Here is a 15,481-nt window from a genome sequence, read left to right as displayed (position 1 = left end):
TTCTCTCCCCTAAAATATATGTAATAAATCAGTACAACCCGTTTGATAAAAGCAGCTGCATTAAGGTCTATCAAGATCCTGCGGATCAACCGCTCTTGCAGCGTTTCCGGTCAATGGAACGGGCGATAGAATCCCCCGACCACTGCACAATTTGCACAATCAGAATGATAAGCAGGACCGTTCCGAGCAAAATATCGGTTCGAAACCGCTGGTACCCGAACCGGATTGCCAGACTGCCCAGCCCTCCCGCGCCAATAGCGCCTGCAACCGCCGTGAATTCGGCGATCGAGATGACGGCGATGGTCATGCCCCGGACAAGAGCGGGCAGCGCCTCCGGGATCAATACCCGGGCGATAATGGTGAACGGGCCGGCGCCAACCGATTTGGCCGCCTCAATCTTTCCGTTCTCCACCTCACGCAGCGCGTTCTCGATGATGCGGCCAAGAAATGGCGCCGCGCCGATCGACAGAGAGACAATCGCCGCCGTGGGGACATTTATAATAGGAAACTGCAAAATAGCCCCGGTACAAGGGCAATCAAATAAAATATGAGCTATCACATTACACAGGATACCGCCTAATTGGACAAGATAGGCGGTATTTCTGTGTCTGGATAGCGGAACTTCGGGACAACTTGGCCCGAAGTGGAAAGGGGGGATTGCTAATCCCTGTGGGTCTGATTGAAAAATCAGGCCCTTTTTTCATGCCATAAAACAGACAAGGAGGAAAAGCACATGGCAAATAATGAAACAAATCAGCCTGACGAAGTGAAAACCGCCCCGGCGCAGGAAGTCAAAGCGGAAGAAAAAGCCGCTCCTGCAAAACCGCCCGAAGTCAGCGGTGTAGCCCCGGTCCCGGAAAAACCTGCCGTGAAAGTGGCTTCGCATGACATAGGCAAGGATGGATTGGAGCCGCCCACGCCCGTTGATATTCCCGCCCCCGGTGATGTGGTGGTTTCCTTTGACAAAATCAATGAGATTGTTTCCGGGAAACAGGCGGCGGTAAAAGAAACGGAAAAATCAGGCCCCGGTGGTAAGAAAGCAGAGCCAGAGAAACCGGCCCCGGATAAAGCAAAGGGCAATGAGCCGAAAGCGGCTGACAACAAGCCCAAGTCCCGCCAGCCGAAAGACGCTGAAAAAGCGGACAAGAAGCCCTCCCGCCCTGCCAAGCAGGAAAAACAGGCAAAAACCACCCAAGTGGATAAACCCACCAAACAGAAACAGGCGGCGGGAATCGGCGGCGGTTCTGTTTCGGGAAAATCCACAGAACAGCCTAAACAGGAAATGCCGCCTCAGGCCCCTGTTCAGCCGCCCGAACCGAGGGAGGCCCCCCGCTCCAATGAGCAGGAACAAATTGTATATATCAGTCTTGCCGAACTTCACCCATTCAAAGGCCACCCTTTCCAAGTCCGCAAAGACGAGGAAATGGCGGCAATGGTGGAAAGCGTCAAGGACAAAGGCGTAACACAAGCCGCTATTGTCCGTCCCCGTGAAGATGGCGGCTATGAAATCGTATCGGGCCACCGCCGCCAGATGGCAAGCGAACTCGCCGGGTTTACCAATATGCCCTGTATTGTCCGCAACCTGACAGACGAACAGGCCATTACGCAGATGGTGGAGGACAATACTACCCAACGTGAAGCCATTTTGCCCAGTGAACGGGCCAAAGCTCTGCAAATGCAATTGGAGGCCATTAAAAAGCAGGGCGCACGAACCGGCAACGGACAGCGTTCCAATGAGGTTGTAGCCGAGCGCAACAAAATGACAATCAAGCAGGTACAGCGGTATATCAAGCTCAATGAACTGGTTCCCGACCTTATGAAAATGGTGGACGAAAAGAAAATAGCGTTCACCCCCGCCGTGGAGCTTGCGTTCATCACGCCCAAAAATCAGCGGTATATCGCCGTTGCCATTGAGGGCCAGCAGTCGGCCCCCTCGCTGTCACAGTCCCAGCGTATGCGGGAGCTTGACCAAAAGAACATGTTAAAACCCGACACGATAGACGGGATTATGCTCGAAGAAAAAAAGGAGGTAGACAAAGTGATTTTATCCAGCCAAGAACTCGGACAGTATTTCGGGAAGGAAAAAACGCCCCGTGAAATGAAGGACACCATTATGAAGCTGCTTGAGGAAAACAAGGATAAGCTGAAAGACATTTCAGCCCCGGAAAAGAAAGCCGAGCAGGAGAAATAAAGCACTTCGGGCCAAGTTGACCCGAAGTGTTCTTTTGCGGGACGTTGCCCCGCACCCCAAAGCTCTAAGGATATAATATATTCCCCGTCGCCGCTTATTGGGTAGCATAGCCGGGAAAATCCGTCAAGAGCCTGCCGCCGTAGGCGGTGCTTCGCACTCTTGACGGATTTCTCCCGGCTATGCTTTAAGGCAGTCAAGCGACGGGGATATATATTCCTTTGAGCCGCTCCCTTTCCAAAGCATGGAAAGGGCGGGGGGATAGGTTGACACATTCAGCGCAACAAGAACGGAGGTGCTTTATACATGAAACGACCTTTAGCATATGTTACCGCCGCATGGTGCGGCGATCACGATACGGACACCAGACAGGCGGCGCAATATTGCAGGGCGGTCTATGAAGCGGGTTTTTCCCCGGTTTGCCCCCTGCTCTATCTGCCCTTATTCCTCAATGACGCTATCCCGGAGGAACACAAAAGCGGCATTGACATGGGTCGTGACCTTTTGCGCCGCTCCCATGTACTGGTGGTGTGCGGCAATGAGGTTGACGAAGATATGAAAAACGACATTGCCATAGCCGGGCGGATGAATATCACAGCCACCACGCTGGACGGGATTCTGACCGTGAAAACACAGGGCCGGGCGAAACCGCTTGATTAAGCCGACTTCAGGTCGACTTGGCCCGAAGTGCGAAAGGAAGTAAAAAGCCTATGGCAAAAACGAAAACCACCGCCGAGCCGATTATGGACAATGAGCATGTGAAAGAACTTCTGGCGGTATTGCGGGAACACAATTCCCCGTCCACAAAGGATTTTCTGGCGGTGCTGAATCAGGTGGGCGCAATGGAAAAACAGCTTGACGCCGCTGTAAAGGAGCTTGCCGCCATGCGGCAGGAATTAAAAACAGCGCAGGAGAAAAACCACCCTGTTAAGACCGCTTTGCAAAAGGCGGTCATTGTTACGCAGGGACAGGTGCTTGACCTGTGGGAACGGCTTACACAGCTAAAGCAGAATATCATAGACGGTTGTAAAAACGCCGTTGCCGATTTTAAGGAAAGGGGAATTTCCGCTCTGGATAATGTAGCCCGTTTCTTCAAGGTGCGTCCCATTCTGGAATCCATGCGGGATACGCTTACCAAAGATATTCAGGTTGACGATAGGGCCATTGCCAAAATCGAAGCCATCAGTACCGAATACCATCAGGCGGGGCGGCATTTGAAAAATATGGGCCGGGCCATGCTTGGCAGAGAAGCCTTACAGGAAGTGAAACAGCCCGGTAAGCTGGCGGCGGTCATATCCGCCCCATTCAGGGCCGAGCGTTCCTGTTTTGCCGCCATGAAACGGAATGTTGATAAGGCCATTGGCGCAATGCCCCGGTTGGAGGAACGGGCGGCGGAGAAAAAAACGTCAATCCGGGAAGCCATTGAAACCCATAAGGAACAGATTACACAGGCGAAAAAAGACGTTCCCACCGCAGAGCGGCCCCGCCCTGTTAATGCGGAGCGGTAAACCACTTCGGGCCAAGTTGGCCCGAAGTCCTCCCGCCTGTGATATTGCCATATCTGGCAGGAAAGGAGGAATTTCATGCAGGAAGAAATAGAACGCCGAACGGTTGCCCTATCCGTTAATGCCACAAAGCTGACGGGCCGGGCGTTGGCGAAGATTTTAGCGGCGGCGGTGCGGAAGATCCAAAAGGAGTATCACAACGGGCAAACCCCACAAGGAAAGCAGAGCGTAAAAAAGCTGATGAACCACGGCGTTTCCACCAAAAGCCTTGACCTTTCCGGGGATACAAAGCTCTTTGACCGTGTGGCCCGGAAATACAATGTGGACTATGCTTTCCATAAGACAGGGCCGAATAAGTACCTGCTGTTTTTTAAGGCAGGACAGGCAGACGCTATTACTGCCTGTTTTGGCGAATACAGCAAACTGGTACTGAACCGGGGCAAGAACCGCCGCCCCTCTATTCTGGAGCAGCTTAAAACCTTTGCAGACCGGGAGCGCACCAAGCCCCGCCAGCGTGAACGTAAGCGGGAGGCGGTGCGGAATGAACGATAAAATCCGAAAATATGTATTGCCGAACATTCCGTACTTGTTTGCACTTTGGTTTTTCCTGAAGCTCGGTACAGCCTACCGAATGGCCCCCGGCGCAGACTTCGGCAATAAGCTGATTGGTGTAATGAAAACCATAGGCCCGGCGTTTGAAACCTTAACGCCGGGCTTTGTGCTGTCCGATTGGTTTATCGGCCTTTCCGGGGCCGTAATTCTTCGGCTGGTGGTATGGTATAAGGTAAAAAACGCAAAAAAGTTTCGGAGGGATGTGGAATATGGCTCGGCCCGGTGGGGAACGCAAAAGGACATAAAGCCCTTTATCGACCCCAAATTCAGCAACAACGTAATACTCACAGGCACAGAGTTTCTTACCATGAACACCCGCCCCGCCAATCCCGCCAATGCCCGGAACCTGAATTGTTGCGTGATAGGTTCCAGCGGAAGCGGTAAAACCCGCTTCTGGCTGACCCCGAACCTGCTTCAAGCCCATTCTTCCTTTGTTGTGGTAGACCCAAAGGGCAGCATTTTGGGGCAGGTGGGTACATTCCTGCAAAAGCAGGGCTATAAAATCAAGGTATTCAACAGCATAGATTTTTCAAAATCCATGCACTATAACCCCTTGTCGTATATCAAAACAGAGAGCGACATTTTGAAATTTGTAAATGCTCTGATTGAAAATACCAAGGGGGACGGCAAGGAGGGCGACCCGTTCTGGACGAAATCAGAAACCCTTTTATATTGCGCCTTGATTGGATATATCGTCTTTGAGGGGCCAGAGGAAGAACGCAATATCAATACCCTTGTGGATATGATTAACAGCATGGAAACGAGGGAAGATGATGAAAATTTCAAGAACGCCGTGGACTATATGTTCATGGGATTGGAAAAGCGGAACCCTCACCACTTCGCCGTAAGACAGTATAAGAAGTTCAAATTAGCAAGCGGCAAGACCACAAAATCCATTTTGATTAGCTGTGGCGCACGTTTGGCCCCCTTTGACATTGGGGAGCTTCGGGAGATTACAAGCTATGATGAAATGGAATTAGACCGCATGGGCGACAGGAAAACCGCTACTTTCTTCATCATCAGCGACACTGACACAACGTATAACTTCATCGTTGCCCTTGCCTTTTCGCAGATGTTCAACTTGCTTTGCGAACGGGCCGACACGGTACACGGCGGCAGACTTCCCCATCATGTAAGGGTATTATGGGACGAAGCCGCCAACACGGGGCAGGTTCCGCAACTGGAAAAACTGGTTGCCGTTATCCGCTCCCGTGAAATCTCCCTGTGCCTGTTTTTGCAGGCGCAGAGCCAACTTAAAGCCTTATACAAAGACCACGCGGAAACAATTATGGGCAATATGGACAGCGTGATTTTTCTTGGTGGACGGGAACATAGTACCATCAAGGAGCTTTCGGAGGTTTTGGGGAAAGAAACCATTTCCATGCAGACGGAAAGCCGAACACGGGGCCAGTCGGAAAGCTACGGACAGAATATGCAGCAGCTTGGTAAAGAGCTTATGACAATGGACGAACTGACCACAATGGACGGGAACAAGTGTATTCTGCAATTACGAGGATTGCGGCCATTCCTTTCCCCGAAATATGACTTAAAGAAGCACCCCAATTACGGGCGTACAGCCGAAGCCGACAAGCGCAACGCTTTTGACGCTTCAAAGCTGATAAACCGCCGTATGAAAAAGCTCAACCCCAATGAGCAGTATACCCTTTATGAAGTTAGCGCCGAAGCGGAAGCCGCCGCCATAGACGAGGACGAGGACATTCTCAACTATGATGATGTGGATGACCCGGAAGCGTTTGCCTAACTTCGGGCCAACTTGGCCCGAAGTGACAGCCGCCAGAAATGGCGGTTTTTTTGTACCCGAAAACAAGATAAAAAATGGAGGTAATTAGATTATGGGATTTTTTACGAGTGCAATTAGTACCTTGCAGACCCTTGTTGTTGCTCTTGGAGCTGGCCTTGCGGTGTGGGGCGTTATCAACCTTTTGGAAGGGTATGGCAGCGACAATCCCGGCGCAAAATCGCAGGGCATGAAACAGCTTATGGCTGGCGGTGGGATTATCCTTTTAGGTACGACGCTTGTTCCCCTGCTGTCCGGTCTGTTTTAAGAGGTTAGCCTATGGATTTTCTCACCGACTGGATAAACGAGTGGATAAAGGGCCTGTTAGTTGATGGTATCATGGACAACTTGGGCGGGCTTTTTGAGAACGTAAACAACCAGATCGGGGAGATTGCGACACAGGTGGGAACCACTCCGGGGGCATGGAATCCCGGAGTATTCTCCCTTATCCGCAACCTATCTGAAACGGTTGTCTTGCCCATTGCCGGGCTTGTGCTGACCTTTGTGGCGACCTATGAGCTTATCCAGCTTATCATTGACCGCAACAATTTACATGACATAGATACTTGGATTTTCTTCAAGTGGATTTTCAAAACAGCGGCGGCGGTGCTGATACTGTCCAATACGTTTAATATCGTCATGGCGGTGTTTGATGTTTCCCAAAGCGTCATAAGCAACGCCGGGGGGCTGATTCAAGGCAGTACGGCGGTAAACCCTGATATGCTGGACGCTTTTCGTGATGAACTTATGGCAATGGACATTGGCCCCCTGCTTGGCCTGTGGCTGCAATCCTTCCTCATAAAGCTGGTGGTTGTGGCTATCAATATCGTGGTTTTCGTGATTGTCTACGGCAGAATGATTGAAATATATCTGCTCACCAGTTTGGCTCCTGTGCCGATGGCAACGATGGTCAACCGGGAAATCGGACATATGGGCCAAAACTATTTGAAATCCCTGTGCGCCGTTGGTATGCAGGGCCTTTTGATTTTGGTGTGCGTGGGGATTTACGCAAAGCTGGTGCAGAGTATCGCCATCAGCGGCGACCCTATCGGGGCCATATGGACACTGATTGGCTATACTGTCCTGCTGTGCTTCACCATGTTCAAGACCGGGGGCGTTGCCAAATCCATTTTTGGTGCGCATTAACCCCACAGGATAACTTCGGGCCAACTTGGCCCGAAGTGGAAAGGAGTTGCATTAACGTGAGTAATGAAAAAAACACCGTTCCGCAGGAAGCGGAACAGCAACCCGAACAGGCGGCAATGCCGCTGAAACTGGACGTTACCGCCCGGCCTATCGAGCCGAAGGGAAACCTTGTGGGCTTTGCCAGTATCAAGTTTAATGATGCTTTTGTCGTGGAGGATTTCAAGATTTTGCAGAGCGACAAGGGCATTTTTGTAGGTATGCCGAGCAAACCGGATAAGACCAGCAAGACCGGCTACCGGGATACGGCAAAGCCCATTACCGCCGAGTTCCGCAAGGAGCTGACTGGGGCCGTGGTTGCCGCCTACCATGCGGAGGTGGAAAAATTACAGACCCGTGCCGCTGCTGTTACCGCCCCGGAAAAGAAATCCATCCCGGAACAGCTTGCCGAGGGAGCGAAGCAGGCGGCGAAAAATGAAGCCGCCCGCCCTGCTCCCGCAAAAGCCAGCAAGGCTAAAAGTGCAGAAAGATAGTATTGTGACTTCGGGCCAAGTTGGCCCGAAGTGGAAAGGAGATATTTTATGTACCAACAGCCTGAAAAATCGCCGTGGGGCGAAGTTCAGCATTGCGAAATACTCTGCCCCGGCGTGTTTCTTGTAAGCACCGCCAGTCACGGCGGCACCATGTTTTCTAAGGATATGGCGGCGGTTCTCTCTCCCGCCGCCCGGAAATGCGGCTTTCGTCACGGCGGCTTTCTCTGCTTTGAGGAAGATTCGCAGGAAGATGTTGCTTTCCGGGAGCTTTTGGATAAAAATCTGTGGGCTGTTCCTGACCGCATTAAGGATAAGGCCGCTTTTGAGGAAAATATCAATAAATCTATCCGGGAGTACAACCCGGACTATTGGCGTATACGGCAGGCCGGGCTTGAAAAGGCCCCGGCCCGACAGACTGTTTCTGTCCATAGCGCCGAACGCTGACACTTCGGGCCAACTTGGCCCGAAGTTGGAAAGGAGGATTTTACCCATTGGCATATGTAAGCGTACCCAACGATTTATCGAAAATAAAGACCAAGCTGGCATTTAACCTTACCAAACGCCAACTAATTTGTTTCGGAGCGGCGGCGGGTATCGGCGTACCCGCCTATCTATTTACCCATACCGCCATCGGCAATACCGGGGCCATGTTCCTGATGATTGACTTTATGCTCCCTTGCTTTTTCTTCGCCATGTACGAGCGTGACGGACTTCCCTTTGAAAAGGTAGTACGGAATATCGTCCGCTCCAAATTCCTGTGGCCCCGTACGAGGCCATATCAGACACAGAATTTCTATGCGTATCTAAGCAACCCCGGAAAGGAGGTTCCACCGAATGGCGCAAAAAACAAAACGTCTGCCCGTTCCCCCAAGAAGCGCAAAGCCTAAAAAGCGTGGGCCGCAGACCGCACAGCAGACCATTCCCTACAAGGAAATGCTTCGTGACGGTATCTGCAAGGTGCAGGAGGGCTACTACACAAAGACCCTTTCTTATGAGGATATTAACTACGCCGTGGCTTCAACAGACGACCAAAGCACTATTTTTGACGGGTACTGTTCCTTTTTGAACTACTTTGACAGTGCCTTGCCTTTTCAAATGTCGTTCATCAACCACCGCTCCCGGCCCGAAAATCGGTACAGCGTGAATATACCCCCGCAGAATGATGATTGTAACGGTATTCGCAATGAATTTACCGACATGCTGAAAGGCCAGATTGCCCGAAGCAACAACGGGATTGTACGTTCCAAGTACATCACGTTCGGGATTCATGCGGACGGGATCGGAACGGCTCGGCCCCGCTTGGAGCGTATTGAAGCCGACATTATGGGCAACTTCAAGAAGCTCGGCGTACAGTCGGCAACCCTTTCCGGGCATGAACGCTTGGAAATGCTGCACAGCCAGCTCCACCCCGGAGGGCGGGAGCCGTTCCGGTTCTCATGGGATATGATACCAAAAACCGGAATGGGAACAAAGGATTTTATAGCCCCGACCAGTTTTGACTTTCGGCAAAGCCGCCTGTTCCGTGTGGGAACCACATGGGGGGCGGCTTCGTATATGCAGATTATGGCTTCGGAGCTTTCCGACAAACTCCTTGCAGAGCTACTGGAAATGGACGCCGAAATGACCATTACCATGCACATACAGACGGTAGACCAGACAAAAGCCGTAAAAACCGTCAAGGCCAAGCTGTCCGACATAGGGAAAATGAAGATGGACGAGCAGAAAAAAGCGGCAAGGGCGGGATATGACATTGACATTCTACCCCCGGATTTGCTGACTTACAGTAAGGATGCCGCCACTCTTTTGGCAGATTTGCAGAGCCGCAATGAGCGAATGTTCCTGCTTACGTTCCTTATCGTAAACACCGCACCCACCCGCCAGCAGTTGGAAAACGACATTTTCACCGTGTCGGGCATTACGCAGAAATACAACTGTTTTTTGAAGCGGCTGGACTTTCAGCAGGAGCAGGGCTTTATGTCCTCGCTCCCTCTTGGGTACAACGGTATTGAAATACAGCGGGGCATGACAACGAGCAGTACCGCAATCTTTGTGCCGTTTATGACCCAAGAACTCCGCATGGACGGACAGGCGTTGTACTATGGCATGAACGCTTTAAGCCATAATGTTATCATGGCGAACCGCAAAAAACTGAAATCCGCCAACGGCCTGTATCTTGGCAGTACAGGTTCGGGCAAGAGCTTTTCCGCAAAGCGTGAGCTAATCAATGTATTTCTTGCCACTAACGATAGAATTATTATCGTAGACCCAATGGGCGAATATGCCGCATTGGTAAAACGGCTGGGCGGTGAGGTAATCGACATTTCACCCGACAGCCCCCACCATATCAACCCAATGGACTTAAAGCTCAATATGACCGCCGAGGACAGCCCGCTTTCCATGAAAGCGGATTTTTTATTGTCCCTCTGTGAATTGATAATCGGCGGCAAAGAGGGCTTACAGCCCATTGAAAAAACGGTGATTGACCGCTGTGTGCGCCTTGTGTACCGGGAGCTTGCGCTTGGCATCGGGAACGGGAAAATGCCCCTTTTGCAAGACCTGTACGAAACCCTGTGCCAGCAACCGGAACCGGAAGCCAAACGGATTGCAACCGCTCTGGAGCTTTACTGCACCGGCTCCCTTAATATGTTTAACTTCGCCACCAACGTACAGACCGACAAGCGGATCATCTGTATCGTGCTGAAAAGCATGGGCGAAAACCTACGCAAAATCGCCATGCACATTACCAACGAGCTTGTGACACAGGCAGTTGACGAAAACTTTTCGGCTGGCCTTGCGACATGGTGCTATTATGACGAATTTCACATTTTGTTGCAGGACGCACTTTCCGCAAGCTATTTTGTCCGTGTCTGGAAAATGCTTCGTAAAAAAGGCTGTGTGCCAAGTGCGCTCACACAGAATGTGAAAGACCTTTTGGCAAGCCGGGAGGTAGAAAATATCTTTGACAACAGCGACTTTATGATACTGCTGGCGCAGGCACAGGCTGACCGGGCAATCCTCGCCAAACAGCTTGGTATCTCTGAACACCAGCTTTCCTATATCGCCCACAGCAACCCCGGCGAAGGACTTTTGTTCTTCGGCAGTACCACCATTCCTTTTGTAGACCGTTTTCCCCGTGGTGAGATTTACAATCTTTTAACTACTCGCCCGGAGGATATAGCAAGGGAGGGCCAAAATGGAGGATAAAAGCCGCAAGGGGCCAGCAGGCCGTTTGCGGTTTGAGCATGAGGAACAGGCGGTAACTTCGGGCCAACTTGGCCCGAAGTCAAAAAAGCGGCCTATTCCCAAAAGTGAACCGCCGCCGATCTCCGACCCGCCGGGAGCTTCGCCGCCTGTGGGTAATCGCCCCGGCCCGGCCCCGCCAAAATCGGCTGACCCTGCCACTTCGGGCCAAGTTGGCCCGAAGTCGGGAAAGCTCCGGCAGGACAGCAATAAGCCCAGGCCCTCTAAACGCCTGTGGCGTGACGGGGAGCCGTTGCCCGGTGGTGAAGCCGCCGAGGACGCTCCCCATACTGGCCCTGCTAATAAAAAGGCGACAAAAGACGGTAAGCGCATGGAGAAATCCAAGCTCCGCATGGAAAAGAACGGTGAAAGGCTGAATACCGCCCGTGAAAAGCTGGCAAACCAGAAGCCGCCCAAGAAGCCCGGCCCCATCAAGACCGTGGGCCGAGCCGCAAAATTTCAGACTTGGCGGTATGTGCATGGCAAAATCCATCAGGTAGAACGTGAAAACGCAGGTATTGAAGCGGCCCACAAAACCGAGCTTGCCGGGGAACACCTTATCCGGGGCGGTACTCGCTTTATCAAAAAGCGTATCCGTACCCGCCCGGCCCGGCAGGTTCGCAAGTGGGAACGAAAAGCCATCAGCGCAAAAGCCGATTATGCCTACCGCCAGTTGGTGCAGGAAAATCCGGGGCTGAAAAGCAATCCGCTTTCCCGGCTGTGGCAAAAGCGACAGCTAAAAAAGCAATATCGCAAACAGGCGAAGGAGGCCGCTAAAACAGGCGCAAAGGCGGCAAAGAAAACGGCGGTCACAGCAAAAAATATCGCCGGGGCCGCATGGCGGTTTGTTCGGAGCAATCCCAAAGTCATCTTGATTTTAACCTGTGCGTTCCTGCTGATTGTGGTCTTGCAATCCTGCATGGGGGCGCTTACCACCATTGGCAACGGCCTGATTGGAGCGGTGGGCGGCACTTCCTATGGTTCATCAGACAGCGACATTGAAGCCGTGGAAGCCGACTATACCACACTGGAAAAGGCGTTACGGGATAAGCTGGCCCGGATAGAAAGGGATTATCCGTCCTATGACGAGTACCGTTATTCGGTGGACGAAATCGGCCATGACCCCTTTGAACTGGCTTCTTACCTGACCGCCAAATATGACGATTACACCCCGGCAAAGGTTCGGGCCGAGCTTCAATATCTCTTGGAACAGCAGTATACCCTTACCATCACGGAAACCGTGGAGGTACGCTACCGCACCGAAACCCGGACGGACACATGGACAGAAACCGACCCGGAAACCGGGGAAACCACGACCCATTCCGACACCTATGAGGTAGAGGTTCCCTACAACTATTATATTCTCAATGTAAGCCTACGCAATACGTCATTGGGAGCCGTTGCCCTTGCCAATCTCGACCCGGAGCAGACGGAGCGCTACCTGATTTACCAAAAGACCAAAGGCAACCGTCCTAATCTCTTTGAGGGCAATATCTACACCCACCCCGGAGAATACACCGATTACGACATACCGCCCGAAGCCCTGTCTGACCCGGCCTTTGCGGCCCTGATTGCAGAAGCGGAGAAATATTTGGGCTACCCTTACGTTTGGGGCGGTTCCTCTCCCTCCACTTCTTTTGACTGTTCGGGCTTCGTGTCGTGGGTAGTCAATCACAGCGGCTGGAATGTGGGGCGGCTTGGAGCGCAAGGGCTGTTTAACATCTGTACGCCTGTGTCCTCTGCCAATGCAAGGCCGGGAGATCTGATTTTCTTTGTAGGAACCTATGACACCCCCGGCGTATCGCATGTGGGCATTTATGTGGGCGGGGGAATGATGTTGCATTGCGGAAATCCCATTGGCTATGCTTCTGTCGAAACTAACTACTGGCAATCTCATTACTATTCTTTCGGGCGTTTGCCCTAATATTTGGAGGTGGTAACTTGAACGCAAAAATTGAGCGTGTAAGCAAGGACATACAGAAAATAAAAGACAAAATCAATGAGTTTCAATCCAAGCTGCGGGAACTGGAAAAGCAGAAAACCGAGCTTGAGAACATGGAAATCGTGGACGCTGTGCGGGGCATGGACATTTCCCTGACCGACCTTGCGGCCCTGCTGAAAGCGGCAAAATCAGGCGGCGCCACTTCGGGCCAAGTTGGCCCGAAGTTAGAAGCACCCGCCATCACAGAAAAAACGGAGGAAAACGAAGATGAAGAATAAGCCTAAAAAGCGTATATTGACACTGCTTGCCGCCGCTATGCTCTGCATGGCGGCTTTTCCTTTGACCGCCTATGCTGGCGGCGGTGAGGAAATCCCGGAGGAGATAATGGAAACCCCGGAGCCGGTAGCCGCTCCCAATCCCTTCACCCCTGCCGGGACGGGAACCGTCATTGACAACGCCACGGACGAGGACGGGAAAGAGTTTTACACCATAATGACCCCAAGTGAAAACGTGTTCTACCTGATTATCGACAAGCAGCGGGAGCAGGAAAATGTGTATTTCCTCAATGCGGTAACAGAAAAAGACCTGCTGGCCCTTGCCGAAAAATCCGAGGAAACGGAAGAACCCGCCGAGCCTGCAACACCTGCAACCTCTGTTACACCGGAGCCGACACTGGAACCCGCCCCCGAACCGGAAAAAGACGGTAACGGCATGATGATTGTTGTTGTCCTGGTGTTGCTGGCTGGCGGCGGGGCCGGGTATTACTTCAAGGTTTACCGCCCGAAGCAGGAACGGGCCAATAATGCCGAGGACGATTACAGCGAATATGAAGATGACCCCTATGCAGAACAGGAGGACGACGGGCCGCCGTGGAATGAGGACGAGGACGAAGCCGGGGCCGACAGTGAGGACGGTGAAGCATGAATTTCACCGATAACCCCTTTGAAAAAATGATGAAGCAAAAACCCCGGCCCATGCGCCCAGCCCTACCGAAAAAGCCGCCGCCCGGTTCCCCCTGCTATGGCTGTTCTTACTGGCGGGGGATTCCCTGCTTAGGGATATGCTACCGGGATTTGACCTTTTCCAGAACTTCGGGCCAAGTTGGCCCGAAGTCGCAGGGAGGGCAAAGTCATGGATAGCCGAGAGCTGACCCGCCATGAACGGGCGGCTATCCGAAAGCTGGTCACTTCCATGTGCGCCAACTATGACAGTGAATACGGCTGTCTGCCCCTTGATTACGGCGGCTGTTATATGCTGGATAAATGGTGGACGGGCGCATACTGCAAGTATTTTCAAAATGCCGTTCTTCCCCTTGACCCAAAGCTGGAAGCAACCTTGTTAGGGCGGGCCGCTCCCGAAATGGACGCTTGCGCCATTTGCGGAAAGGCGTTTGTATCGGACGAAATACGGGCTTACTGTTCGCCAGGCTGCCAAGCGGAGGGCAACCGCCGCAGGAGCCGGGAAAGAATGAGGAAAAAGCGGCGTTCGGATAAGGCATAGCTGTTACGATTAGGACTGAAAAAAGCCGCTGTTTATGCGGCTTCGGGGAGTCTGTTTTAGGCAGGTGCGGCTTATTCTATGACCGCACCTGCCCAATCGTAACATTGCCCTATAAATAAAGACAGATAACCACTTCGGGCCAAGTTGGCCCGAAGTCATAAAAAGGAGGATTTTTTCATGCAGGAAAAAGACAATTATCTTAGAAACGCAGAGCTTTCCACCGAGCAGAATTACAACATGATTGATGGGATTCCCAATAATGCCCCTCTGCCTGTTCCACAGGCCCGCCCGGAGGAAAAGCAAAAAGACCGGGTAAAGGAGCCGCCGGCAAAACGGCGAAGCCGGGAACGAGAAGAACGGTGAAGCGGCGCAAGCGTGGCGTTCCCCTCTTTGTTTGGGTAAGTGAGGAAGAATACGCTGCCATTCAGGAGCGTATGGAGGAAGCGGGAACGCAGAATTTAAGTGCCTATATCCGCAAAATGGCTTTGAATGGTTATGTTTTTAATGTTGACCTCTCACCTGTCCGAGAGCTTGTTTCCCTGCAACGCAGATGTGCCAACAATCTGAATCAGGTTGCTATTCATGCCAACACCTACGGCGTGTATCCGTCTGAAATTGCTGCCCTGCAAAAAGATTATACTGAATTGTGGGGCCGGGTTTCAGAGGTGCTTAAACAGCTTACGGCGATAGTCGAGCTATAAGGAAAGCGGGGAGCGTTGGAACAACGCCGCCGCTCCCCGCACTTTTTTTGTTATGCTCATAATTTGCGTTGCATGCGCAACCGACTGAACAGATTATAAACTCTACAATTAATTCAACTCATCAAAAATCTATCTAGATTGATTTAGAAATGGAGGACGCAATTAATTGATAAAATTAAAACGAACAGCTATTTACTTAATTGGATTTAATATTCTAATATTAGGTATCTCTTTTCTCATTATAAGTACATATGGTCAAAGTGCTTGGGACGGAGTTTATGTTGCAATCAGTAAAATCATACACATTTCTGTGGGACTA

The 15,481-nt window shown here is 51.8% G+C and carries 17 protein-coding genes and 1 pseudogene; 17 read left to right on the top strand and 1 reads right to left on the bottom strand.

Translation table 11 applies throughout. The features are described from left to right. Positions 1–85: 85 nt before the first annotated feature. Positions 86–490, bottom strand: a pseudogene (locus tag KIH86_RS05440) (ABC transporter permease subunit); the annotation flags it as partial. A 243-nt stretch (positions 491–733) separates the two neighbouring features. Between KIH86_RS05440 and KIH86_RS05435 the strand changes: the two are divergent. The 17 genes from KIH86_RS05435 to KIH86_RS05355 all read left to right on the top strand — a co-directional run bounded on the left by KIH86_RS05435 (position 734) and on the right by KIH86_RS05355 (position 15,162). Beyond that, the gene (locus tag KIH86_RS05435; RefSeq protein WP_223081357.1) at positions 734–2,191 is read left to right on the top strand and encodes a ParB/RepB/Spo0J family partition protein; all 1,458 of its coding nucleotides are present in this window, start codon (positions 734–736) and stop codon (positions 2,189–2,191) included. A gap of 303 nt (positions 2,192–2,494) precedes the next feature. Then, on the top strand, positions 2,495–2,848 hold the full coding sequence (locus KIH86_RS05430) for a DUF7768 domain-containing protein (protein WP_223081358.1): 354 nt from the start codon (positions 2,495–2,497) through the stop codon (positions 2,846–2,848). 50 nt (positions 2,849–2,898) lie between these two features. Further along, entirely contained in the window at positions 2,899–3,696 is a 798-nt protein-coding gene (locus tag KIH86_RS05425) for a DUF6674 family protein (RefSeq protein ID WP_223081359.1), read from the top strand. Positions 3,697–3,771: 75 nt separating this feature from the next. Then, the gene (locus tag KIH86_RS05420) at positions 3,772–4,245 is read left to right on the top strand and encodes a PcfB family protein (protein WP_223081360.1); all 474 of its coding nucleotides are present in this window, start codon (positions 3,772–3,774) and stop codon (positions 4,243–4,245) included. Then, positions 4,235–6,067, top strand: a complete 1,833-nt coding sequence (locus KIH86_RS05415; protein ID WP_223081361.1) for a VirD4-like conjugal transfer protein, CD1115 family — start codon at positions 4,235–4,237, stop codon at positions 6,065–6,067. Before KIH86_RS05420 ends, KIH86_RS05415 begins: the two co-directional genes overlap by 11 nt. A gap of 91 nt (positions 6,068–6,158) precedes the next feature. Further along, entirely contained in the window at positions 6,159–6,371 is a 213-nt protein-coding gene (locus KIH86_RS05410) for a Maff2 family mobile element protein (protein ID WP_223081362.1), read from the top strand. 11 nt (positions 6,372–6,382) lie between these two features. Beyond that, positions 6,383–7,249 (top strand): VirB6/TrbL-like conjugal transfer protein, CD1112 family, encoded by an 867-nt coding sequence (locus tag KIH86_RS05405; RefSeq protein WP_223081363.1) that lies wholly within the window; start codon positions 6,383–6,385, stop codon positions 7,247–7,249. A gap of 56 nt (positions 7,250–7,305) precedes the next feature. Next, the gene (locus KIH86_RS05400; RefSeq protein ID WP_235775270.1) at positions 7,306–7,779 is read left to right on the top strand and encodes a SpoVG family protein; all 474 of its coding nucleotides are present in this window, start codon (positions 7,306–7,308) and stop codon (positions 7,777–7,779) included. Between the two features lie 48 nt (positions 7,780–7,827). Next, complete coding sequence (locus tag KIH86_RS05395; protein WP_223081364.1) at positions 7,828–8,223, top strand: DUF7007 domain-containing protein; 396 nt, start codon at positions 7,828–7,830, stop codon at positions 8,221–8,223. A gap of 47 nt (positions 8,224–8,270) precedes the next feature. Beyond that, a complete protein-coding gene (locus KIH86_RS05390) occupies positions 8,271–8,666 on the top strand; it encodes a PrgI family protein (protein ID WP_223081365.1) in 396 nt (131 codons plus the stop codon). After that, positions 8,614–10,983, top strand: a complete 2,370-nt coding sequence (locus KIH86_RS05385; RefSeq protein ID WP_223081366.1) for a VirB4-like conjugal transfer ATPase, CD1110 family — start codon at positions 8,614–8,616, stop codon at positions 10,981–10,983. Before KIH86_RS05390 ends, KIH86_RS05385 begins: the two co-directional genes overlap by 53 nt. After that, positions 10,973–12,943 (top strand): CD1108 family mobile element protein, encoded by a 1,971-nt coding sequence (locus KIH86_RS05380; RefSeq protein ID WP_223081367.1) that lies wholly within the window; start codon positions 10,973–10,975, stop codon positions 12,941–12,943. Before KIH86_RS05385 ends, KIH86_RS05380 begins: the two co-directional genes overlap by 11 nt. Positions 12,944–12,960: 17 nt before the next feature. Then, positions 12,961–13,239, top strand: a complete 279-nt coding sequence (locus KIH86_RS05375; protein WP_223081368.1) for a DUF4315 family protein — start codon at positions 12,961–12,963, stop codon at positions 13,237–13,239. Continuing rightward, the gene (locus tag KIH86_RS05370; protein WP_223081369.1) at positions 13,229–13,885 is read left to right on the top strand and encodes a DUF4366 domain-containing protein; all 657 of its coding nucleotides are present in this window, start codon (positions 13,229–13,231) and stop codon (positions 13,883–13,885) included. Before KIH86_RS05375 ends, KIH86_RS05370 begins: the two co-directional genes overlap by 11 nt. A 207-nt stretch (positions 13,886–14,092) precedes the next feature. Further along, positions 14,093–14,461 carry a cysteine-rich VLP domain-containing protein gene (locus KIH86_RS05365; protein ID WP_223081370.1) on the top strand — a complete coding sequence of 123 codons (369 nt, stop codon included), beginning with the start codon at positions 14,093–14,095 and terminating at the stop codon, positions 14,459–14,461. Between the two features lie 177 nt (positions 14,462–14,638). Continuing rightward, on the top strand, positions 14,639–14,824 hold the full coding sequence (locus KIH86_RS05360; RefSeq protein WP_223081371.1) for a DUF4316 domain-containing protein: 186 nt from the start codon (positions 14,639–14,641) through the stop codon (positions 14,822–14,824). Then, positions 14,821–15,162, top strand: coding sequence for a plasmid mobilization protein (locus KIH86_RS05355; protein WP_223081372.1), 342 nt, complete (start codon positions 14,821–14,823; stop codon positions 15,160–15,162). The genes KIH86_RS05360 and KIH86_RS05355 overlap by 4 nt, the downstream gene beginning before the upstream one ends. Positions 15,163–15,481: the final 319 nt, after the last annotated feature.

Source organism: Paenibacillus sinensis, assembly GCF_019904155.1.
Lineage (GTDB): Bacteria > Bacillota > Bacilli > Paenibacillales > Paenibacillaceae > Paenibacillus_AQ > Paenibacillus_AQ sinensis.
The sequence above is the reverse complement of the archived record's forward strand: the minus strand, read 5'-3'. Positions and strand labels throughout refer to the sequence as shown.

Excerpts from the sequence above, each read along its gene's own strand:
- KIH86_RS05435 (WP_223081357.1), top strand. The coding sequence starts at position 734 with ATGGCAAATAATGAAACAAATCAGCCTGACGAAGTGAAAACCGCCCCG.
- KIH86_RS05430 (WP_223081358.1), top strand. The coding sequence starts at position 2,495 with ATGAAACGACCTTTAGCATATGTTACCGCCGCATGGTGCGGCGATCAC.
- KIH86_RS05425 (WP_223081359.1), top strand. The coding sequence starts at position 2,899 with ATGGCAAAAACGAAAACCACCGCCGAGCCGATTATGGACAATGAGCAT.
- KIH86_RS05420 (WP_223081360.1), top strand. The coding sequence starts at position 3,772 with ATGCAGGAAGAAATAGAACGCCGAACGGTTGCCCTATCCGTTAATGCC.
- KIH86_RS05415 (WP_223081361.1), top strand. The coding sequence starts at position 4,235 with ATGAACGATAAAATCCGAAAATATGTATTGCCGAACATTCCGTACTTG.
- KIH86_RS05410 (WP_223081362.1), top strand. The coding sequence starts at position 6,159 with ATGGGATTTTTTACGAGTGCAATTAGTACCTTGCAGACCCTTGTTGTT.
- KIH86_RS05405 (WP_223081363.1), top strand. The coding sequence starts at position 6,383 with ATGGATTTTCTCACCGACTGGATAAACGAGTGGATAAAGGGCCTGTTA.
- KIH86_RS05395 (WP_223081364.1), top strand. The coding sequence starts at position 7,828 with ATGTACCAACAGCCTGAAAAATCGCCGTGGGGCGAAGTTCAGCATTGC.
- KIH86_RS05385 (WP_223081366.1), top strand. The coding sequence starts at position 8,614 with ATGGCGCAAAAAACAAAACGTCTGCCCGTTCCCCCAAGAAGCGCAAAG.
- KIH86_RS05380 (WP_223081367.1), top strand. The coding sequence starts at position 10,973 with ATGGAGGATAAAAGCCGCAAGGGGCCAGCAGGCCGTTTGCGGTTTGAG.
- KIH86_RS05370 (WP_223081369.1), top strand. The coding sequence starts at position 13,229 with ATGAAGAATAAGCCTAAAAAGCGTATATTGACACTGCTTGCCGCCGCT.
- KIH86_RS05365 (WP_223081370.1), top strand. The coding sequence starts at position 14,093 with ATGGATAGCCGAGAGCTGACCCGCCATGAACGGGCGGCTATCCGAAAG.
- KIH86_RS05360 (WP_223081371.1), top strand. The coding sequence starts at position 14,639 with ATGCAGGAAAAAGACAATTATCTTAGAAACGCAGAGCTTTCCACCGAG.